Source organism: Candidatus Dormiibacterota bacterium (genome assembly GCA_035532035.1).
In the GTDB taxonomy this organism is placed as follows: Bacteria; Vulcanimicrobiota; Vulcanimicrobiia; order Vulcanimicrobiales; family Vulcanimicrobiaceae; genus Tyrphobacter.
This window is the reverse complement of the sequence record DATKRS010000030.1, coordinates 1-21,917: the sequence shown is the minus strand read 5'-3', so window position 1 is coordinate 21,917 and position 21,917 is coordinate 1. Positions and strand designations below refer to the sequence as shown.

General features: G+C 65.8%; 21 protein-coding genes. 9 read left to right on the top strand and 12 right to left on the bottom strand.

What is annotated here, in order from left to right; all coding sequences use genetic code 11:
• Positions 1–11 precede the first annotated feature (11 nt).
• From VMV82_09835 to rpmE, 4 genes are read right to left on the bottom strand one after another with little or no spacing between them, the layout of a single operon-like run.
• Entirely contained in the window at positions 12–1,685 is a 1,674-nt protein-coding gene (locus VMV82_09835; GenBank protein ID HUY41853.1) for a CTP synthase, read from the bottom strand.
• Between the two features lie 28 nt (positions 1,686–1,713).
• Positions 1,714–2,625 carry a peptide chain release factor N(5)-glutamine methyltransferase gene (prmC, locus tag VMV82_09830; GenBank protein HUY41852.1) on the bottom strand — a complete coding sequence of 304 codons (912 nt, stop codon included), beginning with the start codon at positions 2,623–2,625 and terminating at the stop codon, positions 1,714–1,716.
• A 46-nt stretch (positions 2,626–2,671) separates the two neighbouring features.
• Positions 2,672–3,748, bottom strand: coding sequence for a peptide chain release factor 1 (gene prfA, locus VMV82_09825; protein ID HUY41851.1), 1,077 nt, complete (start codon positions 3,746–3,748; stop codon positions 2,672–2,674).
• 9 nt (positions 3,749–3,757) lie between these two features.
• Positions 3,758–4,030 (bottom strand): 50S ribosomal protein L31, encoded by a 273-nt coding sequence (gene rpmE / locus VMV82_09820; protein HUY41850.1) that lies wholly within the window; start codon positions 4,028–4,030, stop codon positions 3,758–3,760.
• A 177-nt stretch (positions 4,031–4,207) separates the two neighbouring features.
• Here rpmE and VMV82_09815 point away from each other — a divergent pair, with 177 nt between their 5' ends.
• Entirely contained in the window at positions 4,208–5,446 is a 1,239-nt protein-coding gene (locus VMV82_09815; protein HUY41849.1) for a stalk domain-containing protein, read from the top strand.
• A gap of 84 nt (positions 5,447–5,530) precedes the next feature.
• Here VMV82_09815 and VMV82_09810 read toward each other — a convergent pair whose 3' ends face one another.
• Positions 5,531–7,618 (bottom strand): protease pro-enzyme activation domain-containing protein, encoded by a 2,088-nt coding sequence (locus tag VMV82_09810; GenBank protein ID HUY41848.1) that lies wholly within the window; start codon positions 7,616–7,618, stop codon positions 5,531–5,533.
• Positions 7,615–8,952, bottom strand: coding sequence for a hypothetical protein (locus VMV82_09805; GenBank protein ID HUY41847.1), 1,338 nt, complete (start codon positions 8,950–8,952; stop codon positions 7,615–7,617). The genes VMV82_09810 and VMV82_09805 overlap by 4 nt, the downstream gene beginning before the upstream one ends.
• A gap of 108 nt (positions 8,953–9,060) precedes the next feature.
• On the opposite strand from VMV82_09805, the gene VMV82_09800 reads away from it, so the two are divergent.
• The 8 genes from VMV82_09800 to VMV82_09765 all read left to right on the top strand — a co-directional run bounded on the left by VMV82_09800 (position 9,061) and on the right by VMV82_09765 (position 16,714).
• On the top strand, positions 9,061–9,594 hold the full coding sequence (locus tag VMV82_09800; GenBank protein HUY41846.1) for a hypothetical protein: 534 nt from the start codon (positions 9,061–9,063) through the stop codon (positions 9,592–9,594).
• A gap of 63 nt (positions 9,595–9,657) precedes the next feature.
• The gene (locus VMV82_09795; GenBank protein HUY41845.1) at positions 9,658–10,266 is read left to right on the top strand and encodes a hypothetical protein; all 609 of its coding nucleotides are present in this window, start codon (positions 9,658–9,660) and stop codon (positions 10,264–10,266) included.
• A gap of 65 nt (positions 10,267–10,331) precedes the next feature.
• On the top strand, positions 10,332–11,579 hold the full coding sequence (locus VMV82_09790) for an O-acetylhomoserine aminocarboxypropyltransferase/cysteine synthase family protein (protein HUY41844.1): 1,248 nt from the start codon (positions 10,332–10,334) through the stop codon (positions 11,577–11,579).
• Positions 11,576–12,064, top strand: coding sequence for a CoA-binding protein (locus VMV82_09785; protein HUY41843.1), 489 nt, complete (start codon positions 11,576–11,578; stop codon positions 12,062–12,064). The genes VMV82_09790 and VMV82_09785 overlap by 4 nt, the downstream gene beginning before the upstream one ends.
• On the top strand, positions 12,061–13,167 hold the full coding sequence (locus VMV82_09780) for a hypothetical protein (GenBank protein ID HUY41842.1): 1,107 nt from the start codon (positions 12,061–12,063) through the stop codon (positions 13,165–13,167). Before VMV82_09785 ends, VMV82_09780 begins: the two co-directional genes overlap by 4 nt.
• On the top strand, positions 13,142–14,302 hold the full coding sequence (locus VMV82_09775; protein HUY41841.1) for an acyl-CoA reductase: 1,161 nt from the start codon (positions 13,142–13,144) through the stop codon (positions 14,300–14,302). Before VMV82_09780 ends, VMV82_09775 begins: the two co-directional genes overlap by 26 nt.
• Positions 14,299–15,567 (top strand): aspartate aminotransferase family protein, encoded by a 1,269-nt coding sequence (locus VMV82_09770; protein HUY41840.1) that lies wholly within the window; start codon positions 14,299–14,301, stop codon positions 15,565–15,567. The genes VMV82_09775 and VMV82_09770 overlap by 4 nt, the downstream gene beginning before the upstream one ends.
• Before the next feature lie 88 nt (positions 15,568–15,655).
• On the top strand, positions 15,656–16,714 hold the full coding sequence (locus VMV82_09765; GenBank protein ID HUY41839.1) for a Gfo/Idh/MocA family oxidoreductase: 1,059 nt from the start codon (positions 15,656–15,658) through the stop codon (positions 16,712–16,714).
• Here VMV82_09765 and VMV82_09760 read toward each other — a convergent pair.
• The 6 genes from VMV82_09760 to nadE all read right to left on the bottom strand — a co-directional run.
• The gene (locus tag VMV82_09760) at positions 16,692–18,284 is read right to left on the bottom strand and encodes a S8 family serine peptidase (protein HUY41838.1); all 1,593 of its coding nucleotides are present in this window, start codon (positions 18,282–18,284) and stop codon (positions 16,692–16,694) included. The genes VMV82_09765 and VMV82_09760 overlap by 23 nt on opposite strands.
• A 210-nt stretch (positions 18,285–18,494) precedes the next feature.
• Positions 18,495–19,763, bottom strand: coding sequence for a competence/damage-inducible protein A (locus VMV82_09755; GenBank protein ID HUY41837.1), 1,269 nt, complete (start codon positions 19,761–19,763; stop codon positions 18,495–18,497).
• Between the two features lie 14 nt (positions 19,764–19,777).
• Positions 19,778–20,344 (bottom strand): RES family NAD+ phosphorylase, encoded by a 567-nt coding sequence (locus VMV82_09750; GenBank protein ID HUY41836.1) that lies wholly within the window; start codon positions 20,342–20,344, stop codon positions 19,778–19,780.
• Complete coding sequence (locus VMV82_09745) at positions 20,341–20,727, bottom strand: antitoxin Xre/MbcA/ParS toxin-binding domain-containing protein (protein HUY41835.1); 387 nt, start codon at positions 20,725–20,727, stop codon at positions 20,341–20,343. The genes VMV82_09750 and VMV82_09745 overlap by 4 nt, the downstream gene beginning before the upstream one ends.
• A 9-nt stretch (positions 20,728–20,736) precedes the next feature.
• Positions 20,737–21,333, bottom strand: coding sequence for an NAD(P)-dependent oxidoreductase (locus tag VMV82_09740; GenBank protein HUY41834.1), 597 nt, complete (start codon positions 21,331–21,333; stop codon positions 20,737–20,739).
• On the bottom strand, positions 21,330–21,917 hold a 588-nt coding region (nadE, locus tag VMV82_09735; GenBank protein ID HUY41833.1), incomplete at its 5' end, for an NAD(+) synthase. The genes VMV82_09740 and nadE, both read right to left, overlap by 4 nt.

Genomic DNA, 21,917 nt, shown 5'->3' with positions numbered 1-21,917 from the left:
GTCGTACGGGTTCAGGGGCGCTGCGTAGCTGTCGAGGTGCTCACGGTGACACCGCTATCGCTACGCCCATGATGCGTGCGCCCGAGCGCGGCGCCCACAAAGTCGCGGTAGAGCGGCGAGGGGCGATTGGGGCGCGATTTGAACTCCGGGTGCGCCTGCGTGCCGACGAACCACGGGTGCATCGCCTCGGGAAGCTCGATGACTTCGACCAGCTGCGTTTTGCCGACGGTGTGAAAACCGGTGAAGAGCATGCCGTGCTCTTCGAAGATCGGCGCGTAGCGGTTGTTGAACTCGTACCGGTGGCGGTGGCGCTCGCCGATCTCGAGCTCGCCGTAAGCGCGCGCCGCATGCGAATTCGGGACGAGCGTGCACGCGTAGTTTCCCAGACGCATGGTTCCGCCGTACATTTCGAGATTACGCTGATCGGGCATGAAATCGATTACCGGGTCCGCCGAAGTCTCGTCGACCTCGGTCGTCATCGCGTCGGGAAGCCCGCAGACGCTGCGCGCGAACTCGATGCAGGCCAGCTGCATGCCGTAGCAGATTCCGAGAAATGGGATCTTGCGTTCGCGCGCATGCCGGATCGCGAGCAGCTTGCCCTTGACCCCGCGCGAGCCGAAGCCCGGCGCGACGAGAATGCCGTCGACGCCGCGCAAAAGCTCCACGCCGTCGCTTTCTATGTCCTCTGAATCGATGCGCTTAATGTCGACCCCCGCATCGTGCGCGGCGCCGGAATGGTAGAGCGCTTCGTTGATGGACATGTAGGCGTCCTTGAGCTCGACGTACTTCCCGACGATGGCAATCGTGACGCGGCGCTCCGGATGCAAGATACGCTCGACGATCGCCTCCCATTCCTCCAAGTGCGGCGCCCGCGTATCGAGATGAAGCTTGCGCACCGCCGCATCGGCGAGGCCTTCTTTCTCCAAGTTCAACGGTACGGCATAGATCGTCGGCGCGTCGTTGTTCTGCACGACCGCGGAGCGAGCGACATCGCAGAAGAGCGCGATCTTTTCCTTCAGCTCGATCGGCATCGGACCGGAGGTCTGCGTTCGGCAGACGATCGCGTCGGGGAGGATGCCGATGCCGCGCAGCTCGCGCACGGAGTGCTGGGTCGGCTTCGTCTTGAGCTCGTCGGGGGCACCGAGGTGGGGAACGAGGGTCAGGTGCGCGTACATGACGTTCTCGTCGCCGACATCGTAGCGCATTTGACGGATCGCTTCCAAGAACGGTAGCGACTCGATGTCACCGACCGTCCCGCCGACCTCGACGATGCAGACCTCGGCGCGGCTTGCCTCGGCGACGCGCTTCACGTGCGCCTTGATTTCGTTCGTGATATGGGGAATGACTTGTACCGTCGCGCCGAGATATTCGCCGCGGCGTTCCTTCTCGATGACGGCCTTGTAGATTTGCCCGGTCGTCACGTTGTTGGCACGCGTGAGGTTCTCGTCGATGAAACGCTCGTAGTGACCCAGATCGAGATCGGTCTCTGCGCCGTCCTCGGTAACGAAGACCTCCCCGTGTTGATACGGGTTCATCGTGCCGGCGTCGACGTTGATGTAGGGATCGAGTTTTTGAATCGAGACGCTGATGCCGCGGGCCTTCAACAGGCGCCCGAGCGATGCGGCCGTGATGCCCTTTCCGAGCGAACTGGCCACGCCCCCGGTAAAGAAAATGTACTTGGCCACTCGGGATTGCTGTGTTCAGCGCGGGCGGTTATCGAACCTTTGTCTTCTTTGGCAAATCGAAGGGAATGACAAGCCGAATGTAGCGCTCGAGCCCAGCATAATCGGGACCGACGCCGACGCGTGCGCTCGGAAACGCCGCCGCGGCGAGATCGCGCAGCGCCGCGATCGATGGCGGCGCGGCCTCCAGAAGCACAACTGCGCCGTCGTTGAGGCGCCCCGGTAGGCGCGCCAGGAGACGGCGGTATTCGCGCAATCCGTCGGACCCGCCATCGAGCGCCTCTCGCGGCTCGAAAGCCGCAGGCTCGGGTCTCCGAGGGAGTTGCGCGGTGGGAACGTACGGCAGGTTCGCGACGACGCAATCGAAGCGCAGCTTTTCGTCCCGCGGCAGAAGATCCGCGAGCTCGAACCGGAGGCGTCCTTCGACAAGCTCAGGATGACACGCGACAGGGTCGGGATGGCGCAGGGCACGAGCGTTGCGTTCGGCAACGGCAAGCGCGTCCGTGCTGCGCTCGGTCGCGTAGACAACCGCTCCACGCAGCTCCGCGGCGAGCGTGCACGCGATCGCGCCGCTTCCCGTGCCCACGTCGAGGATGACCGGCTTCGCATAGCTGCGCAGGTGCTCGAGGGCCGCTTCGACGACGTGCTCCGTCTCCGGTCGCGGGACGAGCACCGCCGGGCTCACCTTGAAGGGCCGCCCGCAGAACCATGCCGTACCGATGAGATATGCGACAGGCTCTCCGAGCGCGCGACGCTCGACGAGCGCTTCGAAACGCTGCAAATCGGCGGCCGAAAGCGGCTCGTCGCCATGAGCGATGAGCCAGGCGCGGTCGTGCTCCAGCGTATACGCGAGCAGCAGCGCTGCGTCGGCGCCGGAGGACGGCGACGCTCCGGAGAGCCGCGAACTCGCCGAGCGCAAAGCTTGGGCGACATCCTTCGACACGCTCAGGATGGCGCCTTAGAAGCCTGAGCTGGCGTCGCAGTACCGGCTATGCTGCAGAGCCTGCGAGCAGCCGGGCACGCTCGTCACGCAGCAGATCCTCGACGATCTCGCCGATGTCGCCGTCGAGAATCGCGCGGAGGTTCCCGTAGTTGCGATTCGTGCGGTGATCGGTAACGCGATCCTGCGGCACATTGTACGTGCGGATCTTCTCGGAGCGATCGCCGGTGCCGACTTGGCTACGGCGCAGTGAGCCCGTGGCCTCTTCTCGCTCGCGCCGCTTGCGCTCGTGGAGCATCGCGCGCAGCATCTGCATCGCACGCTCGCGGTTCTGCTGCTGCGAGCGCTCTTGTTGCGAGGCGACGACGATACCCGTCGGCACATGCGTGATGCGAATCGCCGATTCGGTCTTGTTGACATACTGCCCCCCGGCTCCGCTCGACTTATACGTATCGACCTGCAGGTCCACCGGCTTGATCTCGATCTGAACGGTCTCGTCCACTTCGGGGAGCACCGCGACGGTAGCCGTCGAGGTGTGGATGCGTCCCTGCGCCTCCGTTGCGGGGACGCGCTGCACGCGGTGGACGCCCGATTCGTGCTTGAACCAGCGATACGGCTGCTCTCCCCTTATGGAGAAGACGATCTCTTTATAGCCGCCGGCTTCGCTCGGGCTCTCCGAAACGACGGCGACCTTCATGTGGAGCGATTCGGCGAAGCGCGCGTACATGCGCGCCAGGTCGCCGGCGAAGATCGCGGCTTCGTCACCGCCGGCGCCGGCGCGAATTTCAACGAACACGTCTTTGTCGTCGTCAGGGTCCTTGGGTATTAGCAGCTCCGCCAGCCGTGCCTCGAGCGCCTCGCGACGGGCATGCAGCGAGCGCTCCTCTTCCTCCGCGAGCTCGCGCATCTCCGGGTCGGCAAGCAATACGGCATTCGCCTCGAGGGCTTCGAGGGCCGCGCGATAGGCACGATACGCCTCGACCGTCTCAACCAGACGAGCGCGTTCCTTGACCAGACCGGTAAACGTAGCCTGATCGAACGCGCCGCCGGCTGCCGCCAGCTCGGCCTCGATCTCGTCGAACCGCCGGCTGGTCGCCTCGAGGCGCTCGAACGCGCGCTCGTCCACGACCGCCGCTTACGCTTCCGCCGCGGCCTTCTTCGCTGCGCGTTCCTTGGAGCGAGCCGCCGCCTCCTCTTGCTTGCGCCGTGCGATTGCGGCACGCTGGTTGAACTTGTCCACGCGTCCGGCCGTGTCGATCAGCTTCTGCTGGCCCGTGAAGAGCGGATGGCACGCCGAACAGATCTCGACCGCGATCTCTTTTCGGGTCGAGCCGGTGGTGAAGGTGCTCCCGCAGGCGCAGTGTACGCGGGCCTCCGGATACCACGTAGGGTGGATCTTCTCTTTCACAGTCCCTCGATTATAGCAGCGGCGGCAAGGGGGCTCACCCAAAGATTAATACCTGATTATAGAGGGTGCCGGGGAAAGAAGGCGGTACCTTCTTCCCTAGTGGCCGCCAGGTAGGACCTCGGCCCAACCCCCATCCTCCGGGGCAACATTGGAAACCCGGATAGAAAGAATCAAACAATGCGACTACTCTCTTGGCCATGCGCTGCAATCTTCGCAGCGATGGCCCTCTGGGCACCGGCGATCTCCCACGCGCAGGGCACGCCTGACTTTGGTGTGCCACCTTCGGGCACGATCCCGATCCTCTACAACGACCATCACGTCTATGCAAACCCCGACGTTCTCAAGCAAGATCGGGTGCTGGCCGCCTTGGTGCGCAACGGCACCATTCTTATTCCGCTTCGCTCGATGTTCGAGCAGATGGGCGCCACGGTATCCTACGATCCCTCGACGCAGACCGTCACCGCTTCCAAGGCGGGCGCGTCCGTCTCCGTTACGGTCGGTAAACCCGAAGTCGTCATCAATGGCGAGACCCGACCGCTCGACGTCCCGCCGATCATGTGGCACGGTCAGGTTCTCGTTCCCGTGCGCGTGATCTCCGAAGGCATGGGCGCGTACGTAGAGTGGGTTCCGGACCGGCACATCGTCGTCGTGCGCTACATCGTACCGACGCCGATGCCGCCGCCCCCCACCATGGCACCGCCGCCGCCCACCATGGCACCGCCGCCTCCGACACCAGCGCCCAACAGATGGGCCGGCATCTATGTCGGCGCTAACATCGGTGGGATCGTCAATCACGATACCGGCGGCGACACGTGCACGACGCCGGGCGGCGTCGTCTACGGACCCGGATGCTCGATCGATGCCGGCATCGGCAAGATGAACGCGGCGGGCTTCCTCGGCGGCGTTCAGCTCGGAGCGAACCTGCAGGCAGGCCACTTCGTTATCGGCCCTGAGTTCGACTATCAGGGAACGACGCTGCAAGGCTCGTCGAACTTCTACGGAATCCTGCCGGAGTACGGCAGCAGCGGCTGCTGCAACGTGCACTTCTCCGCGTCTGAATCAATGACGTCGTTTCAAACGGAACGCCTGCGCATCGGGCTCGCATCGCCGAACACGCTCATCTATCTCACGGGTGGCTGGGCGCAAGCCAACGTCACGCTCTCGACGAACTACGCGTTTTCGCACCTTCAATACCCCGGGACGATCAGCGTCGAGCGCAGCGGCTGGACCGAGGGACTGGGCGGCGAATGGGCCATCAGTCCGCGTATGTCCATGAAGCTCGAGGGGTTGCTCTACACGCTGCAGCCCTACTCAACGGCCTTCTTTAGGACGGGAAGCACGTCGGGCTACTCCGGTGGCAAGGACTTCTACTTCCACGGAAACGTCGTGCGGCTCGGCGTCAACTGGAAACTCTGAACATCGTCTCTCGTCATCCTTCGACAACAAATAAAGAGGGGCGCCGCGGCGCCCCTCTCCTTTTTGTCTCTTTACGCGCGTACGCTACGGAAGATTCAGCGTTCCGCAGCTGCAGTACGTGAAGAGTGCCTGAGCCATTCTCGCGCCGAAGGGCACGCCGACGCCGGTAACCATGTCATATCCCGGTCCCGTCTGGAAGCCGGTGTAGACGGTGCCGTTGCTGTTCGTGCCGTTCGATCCGGCGCAGACGTCGTAGATGCTGCCGGAGGTTCCGCCGGCGCATGCCGCCTGCGTGCCGTAACCCGACTCACCCTGCGCGATCGCGTAGAGTGCAGGAGCCGCGGCGATTCCCCAACGGTAGCCGTACGTCCCCGAACCGTGCGCGTGCGCGCAGGTCGAGTTCGCCTTGCACGCCGAGAGGAAGTCCGCGAACATCGCCGCCATCTCCGGCGCTGCCGCCGACGTTCCGCCCGATGCGAAGAAGTACCCCGGGATGTAATCTGCGTACATGAGCATCATCGGGCCCGTGTTCGGGTCCGCGAGCAGGGAGATGTCAGGCGTCTCCCGCATCGTCGCGCCGATCGGCGCTGCCGATTGCCACGACGGTGCCGGAAAGAAGAGCGAGGGGCCGCCGCCCGAGCCCGGTGAGTTGTCGAAGTAGCCGTCACCACCCCAGGTGGTATTCTCGCCCCACGCCGTGATCTGCTCGCCAGGTTGGAGCTGGCCGGAGTTCGTGAACGGAGCGTTCACGCCACCGACTGCGATCGCGGACGGATCCGTCGCCGGATACGACGCGCACTGCGACGTCGCCGGGTAACCGCCGTTGTCGCATTGGTACGCCCCGTTGTCGCCGGACGAAACGAAGACGGTGACGCCTTCGGCCGCGAGCGCAGCCATCTCGTCCGGTCCCGGCCCGTTGCCCGATGCATCGAAATAGCATCCGGCGTTGCATTCGGCGTACGGCTCACCCAAGCCGAAGCTGAGCGAGAGCGTGTCGACGACGTCGTCGGCGATCACTTGCTGGATCTCGTCGTCGGTGAGGTAGATGCCCTCGACGCCGGTCGAGCCCGCGGCGCAACCGTAGTAGACGCAGTCTTGCGTGTTGTAGGCGAGGTAGAAGTCGACGGTCGCTCCCGGCGCCAATCCCGCCTGTTGCTCGGTGTCGAGTTGCGCTTCGCCGTCTTCCGGATTGCACGTCGCGCTTGGATCCGCGACGTACTGGTTGCCGCACGGTCCGGTTACCGGCGGCGGCGTTTGCAGACCGCCCGGATACGGGTCGAACGTTCCCGTTCCCGTTCCGTTGTTCTGCGCGTTCGCGGGCTGCGCGATGACGTTCTTCTGCACGACGCTCGCGTAGAGATTCGTGCCGGACGCCAACGCATAGGCCGGAACGTCGTCAGGCGAGATCGGCCCCGTCCCGATGATGCCGACGTTGATGCCTTGCCCGCGGTACCCGTTGTTGATCAAGTGCGCGTAGTCAAAAGCATTGCGCAACAACGGTGCCGAGTAACCCGCTCCGGCGACGCCGGCGGGACGCTCGATGTAGGTATGGGCCGGGTGGAAACCGACCATGTTCATCACCGAGACGACCGGAAGAGCCGACGCGAAGTGCGGCGGAGCATCCGGCGCAGGGCCGAGAACCTTGATCGGACCGACCGACGTTTGCAGTTGCCAATAGCCGAACTTCGTACCGAACGCAGCCTCGACGTTCGCCTGCGTTCCGCTCACGACCATCGTCAAGTGCTGGGGCCACGTCCCCGTGCTCAAGTGGTAGCCGGCAAAGTACTTGCCGGCGGTCGCGATCGCGGCGCCCGACGCGCCATACATCATGCCGATTTGCTGCGGCGTCAGCCAATGGCGATAGTTCCCCGAGTGCGGATCGCCCGTGGACCTGGCGTAGGCAAGCAGCCCCGGCGCGTTGCGCAGCTGCGGCTGCACGTTGAGCGTGATGTTGCCGGCAACCGTGGCCGGCCCGAGATATGTTGCCTTGCTCTGAAGGATCTGCTGATTCCACGCGACGGCGAGCGTCGCCGGACCGTGATACGTCTGCATGCCTCCCCCGGCGCCCTGCGCCATGGGCAGAGCGCCGCCGGCGCCACCGCCGTGGCAGGCCGAGAGCAATGCGGCCGCTGCCGCGATGGTGATGCTGCGCAGAATCGTGCGCTTGGTCATCGTACGGCCCCCCCTGCCCGATGGCTCATGATGGTGTGCAGCACGCGCTCCTTCGCCTGCGCGCGTAGCCTTGTCGTTTGGACACGCACGAGCGCTCGCGCGAGTACCGCGGCGTTTACCGACGCGCTCACCGAGTTTCCAACGCTCTGCGTCGACACGGAGTTCGAGCTTCCGTGCGAGAGGACGCCGACGCCCTTGCCGCTCTGCAACGTCAGCGTGCTCGTCGTCGTGGTCACGATCAACGGGGTGCTGCTCACGAAGGGATAGTAGCGGTTAGACAAGTTCCACTCGTAGTACGTGTCGAGCACGTCGGTACTCTGCACGCAGACGAGGCCGTACGTCGTCGACGTATACGCGTCCGTCGTCGTCTGCTCGGTGAAACCGAAGAGCGGATCGAGATCCGAGACGACCGTGTGGATCTTGTTGCCGGTCGTCCCATACGTTGCCGGAACGCTGCAGCCTCCCGGGAAGCTCACGCCCGTCGTAATCGTGGACTCGTTCGACGCGAGCGTCAACGGGGTCGTCGAGAACCACTGCGCGATATTGATGGTCTGGGCCGGCGAGGCCGGCGGACATGAATTGTAGTTGTACGCATTCCAGGTAACGAAGCCGCCCGACGGCGCGGAGATCGTGTACTCGCAGATGTACCCGAAGGTCAGCCCGTAGGAACCCGGAGCGGCGATCCACGTCGCCGACGCATCGGCGTTGACGGTCGCCGTATCGTTGATGAAGGTCCCGTTGTTGACCTCGTTCTCGCTGTACGAGCCGTCGCTGTTCGTCGTACGCGTGTCGTTGGTGCCGTCGTTGTAGGTTTCGGTCAGATTCGCCGTCGCACCGTTCGTCCAGTTGGCGCCGTTGTTCTCCGGCTCCTGATCGACGACGAGCGGCGTCGGATACGTAACGTTTTGCGAGTAGCCGTCGCTGTCCGCGTAGACCGTGTGCGTCTCGGCGACGTTCGTGACGGCGCCGTTCGGTGACGGCGTGACGAAGGTCGTCAGCGTCGCCGTCAGGTTTTGATTGGGCTCGGTCAGCGTTTCATCGGCGACGACGGCACCGCTGCCGGTGACGCTCGTTACGCTGTCGCTGAGCGAGTAGCTGACGCTCGTGTTGGGATAGGGCGTCGCGTTCGGATCGCCGCCGCACGCTGCACCGCATGGATAGCCATTGTAGACGTTGGCGATCGTTTCCGTTCCGCTATAAGTGGCGGCCTGCGGCGTGGTGTGGGGCCCGGGCGGCGGCAACGATCCGCCTCCGCCTCCACTGCCCCCGCCGCCGCATGCCGCGAGCCCGGCCGCTACTACGAGCGCACCGAAGCCCACGTACAACTGCTTCACAGTTCAAAGCTCCTTCTGCACAGAAAACCGCTCCCCGTAGCGGGGAAACGCTCGCCCCGGCCTTAGCGATTGCCGGGGTTCCTCCTCTTTTCACGAAGCCCGCAAAGCATGCACATAACGCGAGCGACGACCCTTGCTCTGCTCTGCACTTTGGCTTTCGCGACCGCGGCGCCGGCCAATCTCCGACTCGACGGCGCGGCGATCGTCAACAGCGGATCGACAAACACCGTCGGCTGGCGAATCGCTATGCACTCCAACGGTTTCGGGACGGTGAGCGGCGCCGCCGGGCCACGGAGGTTCTCGGTGCCATCCGGGCTCGCGCTCAAGTTTTTGAACGACGCTCAGGCTGCCCGCGACGCGCATGCGGCGGGAAGGCCGTGCATGAAAAGCGCGTCCTTCGGGACGCGGCTGAACGTGCTTTGGCATGGCTGGACCTCGCCGGATCTCTCGTGCCCCGTTGCGTTTGCACCATTAACCGCCCTGAGCAGCGACGTCTCCCGCATCGTAGACGCCGCAAATCCTTCCGGCGGCATGCGCCGGATCCGCCTGCCGATCGCGCCGCGCCGCGCTCCCACGTCACCGCCTAAGGGGCCACGCTTCGCTTGGAGCGGAGCAAGCGTCCTCAATCTCCGCTCGCAGTAAAAAGGAGCTCCTTTTGCGGCGCGGGCGCGAGGGAGCGCGGGCGCGTGCGCCCAAGTCAGCGGCGTGAAGCGCGCGATTATTCCATTCGGCGCGGCGGCTCTGCTCGTCGCGATGCTCGCCGGAGGCGGTTTTCCGGTTCCGTCGGTCGGAGCCACGGCTCCCCCTTCCCCTCCACCACTGGTCGACACGTCCCCCGCGCCGTCGCCGAGTGCGACGCCGACCGAGATTCCCGGCGTCCAAAGCCTCTTTCCCTCGAGCGGACACGGGCCGCACGCGTCGCCCTCGCCGCCGCCACCGCAACGCGTCGGCATCGAAGGCGTGTGGGAGCTCGCGATTCAGCGCGGCGGCAACACGACGTACACGCATCTCAAGCTTCACCAGCAGCAGAACGCCCTCACCGGCATCTACATCGACTCGAGCAATAAGCGCGCACCTGCCGTCGGCATCGTCAACGGAAACAGCGTGCGCGTCGTCGTCACGCTCCCCAACGGCTCGACGATCGTCTTTCAAGGAACGCTCGACGGCACGACCGACATGATCGGCATGATGACGACGCCGACCGAACAGCTGCCGTTCTCGGCCGATTATCGCCCGAAAGAGAACTTCTTCGACAACATCAACGAGCAGCCGGGCGGCCTCGCCAACCCGTTCCCGTCGCCTCCCCCCAAGTAACCGTTCGACTCGTCCGCCATGCGGACGGCTCAGGATGACAGGGTCGTGCTGCCGAAACGTGCCGCATGCACGATAGGGCCTTTGGGTTCGCGACGCGCGCAATCCATGCCGGCACGCCGCCCGACCCTGCGACCGGCTCGCGCGTTATGCCGATCTACCAGACCGCGGCGTACGTCTTCGGCTCGACGCAAGAGGCGGCCGAGCTCTTTGCGCTGCGTAGCTACGGCCACATTTACAGCCGCATCAGCAATCCGACGGTCGCGGCATTCGAAGAGCGCATGGCGAGCCTCGAGGGAGGACTCGGGGCCGTCGCGTGCTCGAGCGGCCTCGCAGCGCAACTCTGCACCGTGCTCTCGCTCGCACAGTCCGGCGATCATCTCCTGTGTTCGCAGAACGTCTACGGCGGAACCATCACGCAGCTCTCGGTCACGGTCAAGCGCATGGGGATCGAGACGACGTTTGCGCCCGTCGACGATCTGCACGCGCTCGCGGCGGCGATCCGCCCGAATACGAAGCTACTTTTCGTCGAGACGATCGGCAATCCGGCAGGAACGCTTGCCGATCTTCCCGCGCTGGCAACGCTCGCGCACGAGCACGGCATTCCGTTCGTCGTCGACAACACGTTTGCGACGCCCTATCTGTGCCGGCCGATCGAGCACGGAGCCGACGTCGTCCTCCACTCCGCAACGAAGTTTATCAGCGGTCACGGCACGACCATCGGCGGCGTACTCGTCGAGGCGGGAACGTTTCCGTGGGGCAACGGGAAGTTTCCAATGCTCTCCGAGCCGAGCCCCGGTTACCACCAGAAGGTCTTCACCGAAACCTTCGGCGAGTACGCATTTCTAATGCGCGCGCGCGCCGAGGTTCTGCGCGACGTCGGCGCACAGCTCGCGCCGATGGACGCGTGGCTTCTCCTGCTCGGCTTGGAGACGCTCGCGCTGCGCATGGACGCACACGTGCGCAATGCCCAGGCGATCGCGGAGTTTCTGCGTTCGCGGCCGGAGGTGGCGTGGGTCACATACACGCAAGGCGCCGTCTTCACGTTCGGCATCGCCGGCGGACGAGAGGCCGGGCGGCGTTTCATCGACGCGCTCGAGCTGTGGAGCCATCTCGCCAACGTCGGTGACGCGAAGAGCCTCGTGATCCATCCCGCCTCCACGACGCACTCGCAGCTGAACGACGAAGAGATGCGCAAAGCGGGTGTCGCGCCGGAGTCAATTCGCCTCTCCGTTGGGCTGGAGGACGTCGACGACCTCATCTGGGATTTGGATCGTGCGCTGCACGTCGCGGTTGCCGCACGAGAGCGCGTATGATTCTGGAAACGCCGTCGGAGCGGCGCGCGCTGCTCGAGCGCATCAAGAGCGTCGCGATGGTAGGGGCGTCGAGCAACCCCCTGCGCCCGAGCTATACCGTCTTCTCCTATCTGCGCACGCAGACGCCGTTCGCGGTAACGCCGATCAATCCGACGATTTCCGAGATCGACGGCGTTGCTGCGTACCCGTCGCTCGCCGTCTACGCGCAGGAGCACGGTGCACCCGACGTCGTCGACGTCTTTCGCAAGCCGAGTGAGATCGTCGAGGTGGTGCGCGAAGCGATCGCAGCCGGAGCCAAGGCGATTTGGTTTCAGTACGGCGTCGTCAACGACGATGCGATTCGCCTCGCCGACGAAGCCGGACTCGACGTCGTCGTCGATCGCTGCATCAAGGTCGAATACGCGCGTTTTCACGGCGGGCTTGCAACGAGCGGGCTCAACAGCGGCGTTATCACGAGCCGCTGGGAGAAGCCGGCCGCGCAGTGAGCGCGGCGTACGACGACGAGGCGCGCGGGCTCGATCGCGAGATCCTCTCCGTCATCTCGGCCTGGCGCAACGGTATCGCGCTCTCCGATGCGGAGTTCGACGATCTCGCGTTACGCATCTTCTCTCATCAGATGCGTCACAACGTGCGCTACGCTCGGTACGCGGCCTCGCTCGCGATCACGCTCGACGCTCTGCCGCGCTCCTGGCAGGCCATACCGCCCGTGCCCGCCGCCGCATATAAGGAAGCGACGCTCGCGACGTTCGATCCGTCTACGGCGGCGCTCGCCTTCGAGACGAGCGGCACGACGCGCGGGAGCGGCGGTCGCCACTACATGGAGAACGCGGCACTCTATGACGCCGCGCTCCTCGCGGGCTTCGATCGCTTCGTCCTCACCGATCGGGCGCGTCTGCGGTATTTGAACCTCGTGCCGAATCCGAGCGAACGGCCGGGTTCCTCACTCGGGTATATGATGGCGCGCGTCGCGCGCGAACGCGGCGATGGCCGAACGGGCTGGTACCTCCGCGGCGACGCGTTGCTCGCAAACGAGCTTTTCAGCGATCTGCACCGGGCCGTCGAGGAGGGTCAGGCGGTCTGCATAGCGACGACGGCCTTTGCGCTCGTTGCTGCGCTCGACGCGGCGCAGGAGGGCGGTCTGCGCTTTGCATTGCCGCGCGGGTCGCGCATCATGGAGACCGGAGGCTTCAAAGGCCGCACGCGCGTTGTCTCGCGCGAAGAGCTCTATGCGAGAGCGCGAGAGCGTCTGCGCGTCGACGAGGCGCACATCATCGCCGAGTACGGCATGACGGAGCTGACGTCGCAATGGTACGACAACACCGCAAGTGTTCGCGACGGCGGAGCGCAATTGAAGGCCGCTCCTGCGTGGTTACGCGCGCGCGTTGTGGGCCCGGATGGAGAGACGCTTCCCGACGGCGTCGTCGGCGCGCTCGTGCACGTGGATCTCGCGAACCGTTCTTCCTGCGTCGCTGTGCAGACAGAGGATCTCGGCGCGTGCTTCGGGCGCGAGATCGTGCTGCTCGGGCGCGAATCAGGTGCGCAGTTGCGAGGGTGCTCGCTCGATGCAGAGACGCTCGACGCGCGCTAGCATCGTTCGCGCGGTGGCGGTTGCCGCCGCGCGCTGGTGCAACCCGGCCTTTTCGCCGCGCGAGCGCGCGCTCGCACGCGTCGTAGAGCGCACGCGCTACAGCGTCCCCGTCGTCGCGTACGCCTTCGACCGGCTCTTCGAATCGATCGCTGCCGACGCGCTCGACGAGACCATCGCACGCGAGCTGGGAGACGCCCACTTCGAGCCGATCGGCCGGGTCTGCGTCATCTCGAGCCGAACGACGATCGGCGTCGCGATCATTCCCGCAATCTTCGCCCTGTGCGCCGGCTGCGACGTCAGGGTCAAGGATCGCGAGGATTCCCTCGTTGGGGCCTTCTTCGAAACGCTCGCCGGCGAGTCGGAAATCCTCGCCTCAGCGGCGCAGGCAGCCGCATGGAACGGCGAGCGCGAAGAGCACGATCTCGCAGCGTACGATGCCGTGGTCGCGTTCGGCAGCGACGACGCACTGCGTGCGATTCGCGCGCGGCTTCGCCCCGATGCGCGCTTCATCGCGTACGGCCCGAAGGCATCGATCGGATACGTCGCCCGCGAAGCGCTCGCAAGCGAGGACGTTGCGTCGAGCGCCGCGCGCGGCGCCGCACGTGACTTCGTGCTCTACGACGGCGAAGGCTGTCTCTCGCTGCACGCGCTCTTTGTCGAGCGCGACGGTCGCCTCTCACCCGAACGGTTTCTCGAACTGCTCGCGGGCGCCGTCCAGGGTGCTTCGATCGATTTTCCACTCGGCGCACGCGCTGCAGGCACGATAGCGCGCGTTGCGAGCGCGCGCGACCTCGGGCGTTTTCGCGGCGGGCCGGTGCACAGCGATGCCGAAGCGACCTTCGTGCTCGAGATCGGACACCCGGAGCGCGCGCCCGCGTTTTTGCCGCGCGTCTTGGCTGTGCACGGCGTTCGCGACCCCGTCGAGATGCGTGCATACGTCGGGCGGCACCGTCTTCCACTCGAAGCATGCGCCGTTGCCGGCGAGCGCTACGACGTCCGCGCCGCTGCCATCGCGGCGGGAGCGAACCGCATCGCGCGCTTCGGCGAGCTGCAGGCGCCGCCGCTCTCGTACGCGCATGGCGGGAGGCCGCGCGTCAGCGAGTTCGTACGCATCGTCACCGAGGGCACGCCGTGAGCGAGATACCTGGCTCGCGTTCGCGCGCGTTACGCGCGCGTCTGGCCGCGCGGGAATCGCGCAACGTGACCTATCTCGCCGACGACTTCCCCGTCTTTTGGGAATCGGCAAGCCGCGCGACCGTCACCGACGTGGACGGGAATCGTTACATCGATCTCACGGCGGCGTTCGGCGTGGCCGCGGTCGGCCATGCAAACCCGGCGGTAGCGGCGGCGATCGCCGAGCAAGCGCAACGAATGATGCACGGCATGGGCGACGTCCATCCCACGGAAGTGCGCGTGCAGCTGCTCGAACGATTGCTGCAGGTCGCGCCGCGCGGACTCGAGCGCGCGTTCCTGGCAACGACCGGATCCGAAGTGGTGGAAGCCGCGATGAAGACCGCGATCCTTGCGACCGGCAAATCCGCGTTCGCCGCGTTCGCCGGTGCCTATCATGGGCTCTCGCTCGGAGCGCTCGCGGTCTGCGGCATCGAAAAGTTTCGCCAGCCTTTCGCGGCGGCGTTGCCGCTGCGGCCGCTCCTTCTCGGGTTCCCGCACGCAGCGATGCCGCTCGGCGATGCACTCGATGCCGCGCGCGCGACGCTGAGGGCGCACGACGACCTCGCCGCACTCTTCGTCGAGCCGATTCAGGCGCGCGGCGGATGCATCGTTCCGCCGCACGGCTATCTTCGCGGCCTGCGTGCAGTCTGCGACGAGCTCGGCGTGCTGCTCGTCTTCGACGAAATCTACACCGGCTTCGGACGGACCGGCGAATGGTTCGCTTGTGCGCACGAGGGCGTGACGCCGGATTTGCTCTGCCTCGGCAAGGCGATGGGTGGCGGCTTTCCGATTAGTGCGCTCGTGGGAACGTCTGCAGTCATGGATGCGTGGCCGGCGTCGAGCGGCGAGGCGCTGCACACGTCGACGTACCTCGGGAATCCGATGGGGTGCGCTGCCGCGCTCGCGACGATCGATCAGCTCGAACGGCTCGGTCTTCCGGCACGCGCGAAGCGGCTCGGAACCGAGCTCGCGCCGCGGCTCGAAGCGATCGCGCAGACGCGTGGCGTAGCCGCGGTTCGTGGGCGCGGGTTGATGTGGGGCATCGAGCTGCACGACAGCGCGCACGCAGACCGCGCCGTACGAGCGGCGCTCGCGCGCGGCGTGATCGTGCTGCAGGCGGGCACGCGCGGTGAGGTTCTCTCCGTGACACCGCCCCTCGTCATCGGCGAGAGCGAACTCGAGCGCGCATTTTCGGCGCTGCGGGATGCGATCTCGCAAAGCTTTTGAACCGATAGGCAAACGCACGCTATCCTGAGTCTGGTCGAAGAGCGAAGGATCAGGATGACATGAGCGGGCGGCGGGTAATAGGCAAGGTATGAGCGAGCACATTCGCATAGGCATCGTCGGAGCCGGGTTCGGCGCGAAGGCGCATCTGCCGGCGCTTCTCGCGCACCCGCGCTTCGAGGTTGTCGCTCTCGCGTCGCCTTCTTCCGCTGCCGGCATCGCAAAAGAGCGCGGCATCGCCCATGTCTTCGCATCATGCGCGGACATGGTTCGCGGCTGCGAACTCGATGCGGTCACGATCGCATCGCCACCGTTCGCGCACCGAGAGGATGCCGAGGCGGCGTTCGGCGCGGGCAAGCACGTCATTTGCGAAAAGCCCTTTGGACTCAACGTCGTGCAAGCCGAAGAGATGCTCGCAATGGCACGGCGTGCCGGCACGATAGCAGGGCTGTCGCACGAGTTCCGCTGGGTTCCGCCACAACAAGCGCTCAAGGAGCTCGTCGAGAATCGTCATCTCGATCCGCTGCGCGAGATTGAGATCACGCAGCTCTCTACCTTTCTTCGCCTCGACGGAACGCGCGAGCGCGGTTGGTGGTTCGAGCGCAGGCGCGGCGGTGGCATCGCCGGCGCGCTGCTCTCGCACCTCATCGACATGGCGAACTGGCTGGCAGGACGCCCGCCGACGCGCGCCACCGGATTGATTCGTACCGCAAACCCGCATCGGCACGACGCCAAAGGCGCGTTCACGTCCGACGTCGACGACGGAGCCTTCGCGTTGCTCGACTATGGCGAGGGTCTCGTCGCCCGGCTCACCGTCGACGCAACGACGGCGCACGCATCGTTCACGTCCGCGCTGCACGCAGAGAATCGCACGGCGGTGGCGAGTGGCGAGAGCATCGCCGAAACGACGCTCTACACGGTCGACGAGCACGAAACGGCGGAGTTGCAGTGCAAGGCATCGCCATACGCGCACTTGGCGAGCGTACAGGCGAACGTCCCGTATCTGATGGAACTCTACGACGCGTTCGCGGCTGCAATCGACGGCAAAAGCACCACGGGGCTTCCGACCTTTGCCGAGGCGGTCGAAACCCAGAAGGTGCTCGCAGCCGTCGGCTTCAGCGTACGAACTATGGCAGGGTCGGATCGTTGAGCGCTTTTGCCATCGCGCGATAGACGTTGAGGCGACCGCACCCTTGGTGCGGATCCGCAATGTCGTCGGCCGTCGTGCAGAGCAGCTGTTTCATCGCCGACGCCGACTGGTAGCTCGAGTTTACCGACAAGACGAGCGCAGCGGCGCCTGCGACGTGCGGTGTCGACATCGACGTCCCGTCGACCAGAATCCGGCAGTCCCCGCTGCCCGCGTCCGTCGGGTAATCGCCGTTGCAGTTGCCCGCGTCGCTCGTAGCCCAAGGCGTCGACGTCCAGATGTTCTCGATCCAATGCAGGTTGTCAGCGTCGGCCGAGCTCGTAGCGTCACCACCGGGTGCGACGATCCCCCAGGCGGTCGCATTCTTCGGATTCGCGCCTGGCGAGCCGTACTGCGAGTACGACGCCACATACTCTTTCGGGCTCGACGGCGTGCCCCCGGCGTTGCCGCCGGTAGGGCTCGTGCCGTTGGGTGAACCGTCGTCGAGCGACGTCGCTCCCACCGCGATGACGCCGGGATCGCAAGCGGGTGCGTCGATGCCCGAGCCACCCGCGTTGCCGCTCGCAGCCACGACGATGACGCCCGCCGCAATCGCGTTCGCAACCGCCGTGCTCTCGGGCGGCGAGTCCGGACAGTTACCGCCGAGGCTCATGCTGATGACGTTGACGTGATGGCTCACCGCATCGTCGATCGCCGATGCGATGTCTTGCAGAGTAGCGCTGCACTGCGGGTCGCTCGTAGTCGGGCTGCTGCAGTTGTTATCCGGTACGGGAAAGACGCGATACGCGTAGAGGACGACGTTGCCGCCCGCTCCCGTGAATCCCAGGCCGTTCCCCGTGTCTGCGGCGGCGATTCCCGCCGTGTCGGTGCCGTGCCCTTGGGGATCCGTCGTGAAGTTTGACGTCGACTGCACGTTGGAAGAGTTCGTGATGAAGCACTTCTGGTAGACGACCTTCGTATTCAGTTCCGCGTGGCCGGTGTCTTGACCGGTGTCGATGACGGCGATCGAGACGGACGACGACCCGAGAGCGTTGGCGTTCTGCACCGTGCTGCCGTTGCTCGACTGACTGTATTCGAACGCATGCTCCAACTGGATCGCGTGCATATCCCATTGCCCGGGAACGTCGTTGCTCTCGTAGTACGGAGGATCGGTGTTCGTCGCGGGGGGCGGCGTTGCCGGCGGCGTCGGCACGGCGGTCACCGCGAAGCCGTCGAAGTACGGGTCGCTCGGAAAATAGCCCTTGTTGACGGTCAGCGGGTAGCGGCGCGCGCTTGCGTCGTTGACGCTGACGACGCCCGGTGCCGAGCGCATCTGCGTGATCACGGAGTCGACCCGCGCGACCGGAACGGAGATCATCCGCGTCACGAGGCCGACGTGCGAGAAGTCCAGAGCGCGCACGAGCGTCGCACCTGCGGCCTGCTCGCGAGCGGCTACCGACGCCGGGGCGGAGAGGACGATGCTGCGCCGGTACGTCACGGCGATCGCTCCCGACGGCGCCACCGTTGCCGGCAGCGGTGCCCGCGACACCGGACGCCTAACCAGAGACTCTTGCGCGCCCGCGCCGATGCTCACCGACGTCGGGCTATCGGCAGTCGGGCAAGCGAATGCCGTGTTTGGAGGCGGCACGTGCCCACCTCCGCCGCCGGGGGGCATCCCGCCGCTTCCCCCGCTGCCGCCGCAAGCCGAGAGGAGAGAGACGGCTGTTGCCACGGCGAGCGTCCTGGCAGCGAAGCGCTGGTGCATTGCGATAACGGCCCCTTCCGGAATCAAAGTTTGCGGCAGCTACGACGACCGCGCCAGATCTTCCCCGCCAGCCAGTATTCCCCATATCAGGCTGAGCAAGGCCTGGGTCGCTCGGATTTGGATCTCTTCGCGGTCGCCGGGGAGCCTCACCGAGACCGCCCGGGCGCCGCCTGGCCATTCCAACGCGAGCCAGACCAACCCTACGGGCTTCTCCGGCGAACCTCCCGCCGGGCCCGCGATGCCGGTCGTCGCAACGCCAACGTCCGTCGAGAAGGCGCGCCGCGCACCCCGTGCCATCGCACGCGCGGTCTCTTCGCTCACCGCGCCGTTGCGCGCGAGCGTCTCCGCCTCGACCCCGAGCAGCGCGCGTTTGACGTCGTCGTCGTACGCGACCACGCCGCCGGCAAAGCTTTGCGAGGCACCCGCCACCGCCGTGAGCGCAGCAGCGACGCGACCTCCGGTGCACGACTCGGCCGCTGCAAGCCACCAGCCGCGTTCGCGTAGCTGCGTGAGAATCGCCCGGGCGAGCGTTTCGTCGTCGGTACCGTAGACATGGCCGCGCAAGCGCGAGCGGATTTCCTCTTCGAGCGGAGCAACCATCGCGCGCGCAGCTTCCTCGGTGCGCGCTTTGGCCATGATTTTCACGTCACACGCGCCCACGTGCGCGAGCACCGCGACCTTCGGGTTCTCGCCGGCCCGAAACAGATCGTCGATGCGATGGTCGATCTCCGATTCGCCAAGGCCGGCGACGTGCAGCACGCGCGTCACGATGCGTTCGAGCACGCCGAAGCGCTCGCGCAACCGCGGTACGAGCTGTTCGGCGAGCATCGGCTTCATCTCGTGCGGTACGCCCGGAAGCGATGCGATGAACGTTCCGTCGTTCGTCCAGACGATGAAGCCAGGTGCCGTTCCGCGTGCGTTCTCGAGCACGGTGCTGCCGCGGGGAAGATCGGCTTGCTTGCGATTGTTTTCACGCATCGGACGGGAGATCGAAGCGAAGAACGCCTCCATCCGAGCGATCGTCGGCGCGTGAGGCACGCACGCGATCCCGAGCGCATCGCAGACGGCCTCCTTCGTAAGATCGTCGACGGTCGGGCCGAGGCCGCCGGTCGTCACCACACCGTCGGCGCGCGCGAGCGCGGCGGATATCGTCGCGGCGATACGCGCGCGATTGTCGCCGACCGCGTGCGTCGCGTAGACGTCGATGCCTGCGTCCGCCAAGCGCTGCGCGATCCACGGCGTGTTCGTGTCGACGAGCTGACCCAAGAGCAGTTCGGTTCCCACTGCGACGATCTCCACGCTGGGCATGCCGTGCTCGTGCCTTAAGCCGCGATCCTGCGCCGAATGATCTTTGCCGAGGACCGCACCGCCTCGTCCGCGACGTGCAGTACGCGCGGAGAGGATGCCAGTCGAAGTCGCTCGTGGCCCCAAATGCCGACCGACTGCCACGATGGTTCGTAGTACGACCACCAAGCGAGGCCGGCATACGATCCGCGCGCGTGAATGCGGCTCGCCCAGGCCTGCGTCACCGAACGGTCTCGCGTGACGACCCGCGAGGGGATCAACCCTTCCGCGAGCAATGCCGCGGCGTCGTCGAGATTGCGAACGTCGAGCGCGCTTGGCAACGCATACGACGCGAGCGCGAATCGGCTCTTCGGCAGCAGCGGCGTTGCCGGCTTTGCCTCCACGACGATACGGTCCCACACGTCGAAGGCGCCAAAGCACTCCGCGACCGCGCACTCCGGCGTACTGCCAACGTAGAGCACCGTGTACGCCCGAGGGGCGACCGAGTCGATGCGCCCTCTACCGCCCGGCGGCACGAAGAGCGCCCCGCCCGGAGCGCGGTCTGCGGCCGACGGGTCGAACGGAAAAACGCGAAACACCGTCACGCGTACGCGCCTGCTTCGATTTCATCGAGCGCATCGATCACCGCGCTGGCGCCGCCAGTCGCGACGACGTCGATCGGCCGTGCGCCGCCCAAGCGCGGATCGTGCCCCATGAGCCAACGCGCGGCAAGTGCGGGATTGTAGACCCGATGCGCGCGACTGAGAACCGCGTGAACGTCGAGGATGCGCGCGCCGAGGTCGTTGCCGATGCGTCGCTTGCCGCGAACCCAAAGGCTCACGGTCGACCGATCGACGCCCAAGAGCCCTGCCACGGTTACTTGTCCGTAGCTCTCCACCATTCGCTCGAGCAAGGGCATTACGTCGGTCAGGGGCGTAGCATCGCGGGCCGGCTCGAGCCGGTGAATCGTCGGCACCCAGGTCGCCATGCCCTCAGCCTACTCCGGGTCTCGATTTCTGTCAACCACATCCGTTGACAGCCAGCTCGGGTACGTAAAGCAAACGTCCGCAGTGAAGCCCGCTGCGTTGTCGATTGCCGCCTTACGGCGCAGCTCGGATTCCTCGGGAAGCGGATGCTCGGCACGCATCTGCTCGCGTCGCTCGGCCAAGACCCCGATGAAGCGCTCAAAGGTCGCGTCCATCGCGCGTTGCACTGCCTGTTTCAATACCTTGCCTACGCGCGGAGCGAGGCCCGCCGTCGAGATTGCGACGCGCACCGGACCGGCCTTCGCAATCGCTGCCATCGCGACGAAGCCGTACGCCGGCTGATCGATGCAGCAGAGCAGCGTGCGATGCTTGTCCGCGAGCGCGCGAAGCCGCTGCGAGAGCGCCGCGTCTTGCGGCGTCGAGATGACGAAGAAGGCCTGCGCGACGTCTTCTTCTTTCACGTCCGCGCCGTCGTAGATCCGGCGCACGTTCGCACCCGCCTCTTCGAGCGCCGCGGACTTCTCGATGGCTTCGCGATCGTCCGCAGCACCGATGACGAGACACGGCCGGCTGACGAGATTCAGGCTAACGGGAAAGAAGATTCTCAATAGTCCACCGGGCGCAGGTAGAATTCGTTGATGGCCGTGTTCGAGAGCATGGCCGTCGTCGGCAGATGGCGTTTCCAGTGCGTGCCGTCGACGCGCTTGCGCACGATTGCAACCTCCCGGGGAGAAAAGCCACGCTCGACAAGCTGTTCGTCGGAGTACCCGAGCAGCAAGCGCGAAAGGATTGCGTCGGCGCGCACATACGTGATGCCGAGATCGGCTTCGTCCGTCTGGTTCGCCTCCAAATCCGCGCTCGGCGCTTTCTCGATCAGGCGCTTCGGGACGCCGAGATACTTTGCCAACTCCCACACTTGCGTCTTGAACAGATCGCCGATGGGGTTCACCGGCGGCGCGTCGTCGGCGTGCCACGTGAAATACCCGAGGAGACGCTCCGTCTTGTTCCCGGTGCCGACCGGCAGCGCGTCGAGCTTCGCGGATTGATCGAAGAGCACGACCATGCGCAGCCGCGCCATCACGTTACCGCGCCGGCGCGCGTCCGCGTCGGGCTCGTGACGCAAATAGCCGTCGACGGCGTCGCTGATGTCGATCGTTCGCGACTCGATGCCGAGATCGCCGATGACGAGCTG